This window comes from Thauera linaloolentis 47Lol = DSM 12138 (assembly GCF_000310205.1).
In the GTDB taxonomy this organism is placed as follows: domain Bacteria; phylum Pseudomonadota; class Gammaproteobacteria; order Burkholderiales; family Rhodocyclaceae; genus Thauera; species Thauera linaloolentis.
This window is the reverse complement of the sequence record NZ_AMXE01000192.1, coordinates 1-887: the sequence shown is the minus strand read 5'-3', so window position 1 is coordinate 887 and position 887 is coordinate 1. Positions and strand designations below refer to the sequence as shown.

Here is an 887-nt window from a genome sequence, read left to right as displayed (position 1 = left end):
GCCGGCCCCAGCCAGCGCGCCAGCAGCAGGCCGGGCAGCAGCGTCGCCGCGCCCTCGCCGGCCTCGCTCGCGATGCCGCGCCAGGCTTCGAGCAGCGCCGCATCGCAGCGCGGCGAGGCAACGACGAAGCTGCCGCTCACCGGACAGCCCCGCATGCCCACCGCAGCGTCCAGCAGCGCGTTCCCGCCCGCCAGCACGCCGCGCTCCAGCCACAGCGGACGGCCGTCGCGCGCGATGCGGGTGCGCATCGCCAGTTCGCCGTGGCGGAAACACTCGCCCGATGCCGTCCGCCCGAAACACAGCATCTCGGTGCCGACGAAGCAGGCATCCCCCTGCAGGCGCACTTCGGTGCTCAGCTCGCCCAGGGCGCCGTCATAGACGATGCTCTCCTGCGGCAGCCACTCGCACACGCCGCCGGCACCGACCTCGATGCGCTGCGCCAGCGCGCCCGGCCGCCCGGCGCTGCGATACCACTTGCCCGCGCCCGGCGTGGTCACCAGCACCTGCGCGCCCTCGCCGAGCCGCAGGTCTACGCTCAGGCTGTCGCCGCCAGCGATGCCGGCGGGCGGATGCACCAGGATGGTGTGGCACACCTCGCCCCCTTCCGGATACAGCGGCCGCTGCACCACCAGCGGCCCGACGTGCTCGCGCCGCGCCAGCACCGTCCGCCCACCGCGCCGTTCGTAGGCGAGCGACAGCGCGGCGCGCCAGCCCCCGCGCGGCGCGGACGCGGCGGCGGAAGCACGGGCGTGGAGGTGATCGGCGGGGCCATTCATCAGCCTCAGTAGAGCAAGTACCGGGCCATGCGGCCGGGCGCGGCGCGAACCCGGCGGACGGGCGGAGCGGCGGGCGGATGCGGGCAGCCCGGTGGCGGACGAAGCGGCCGC

At 76.1% G+C, this 887-nt stretch carries 1 protein-coding gene; it reads right to left on the bottom strand.

Annotated elements, in window-relative coordinates; all coding sequences use genetic code 11:
• The coding region (locus tag C666_RS19125; RefSeq protein ID WP_039919629.1) for an urease accessory protein UreD at positions 1-776 on the bottom strand (776 nt) is incomplete at its 3' end.
• Positions 777-887 lie beyond the last annotated feature (111 nt).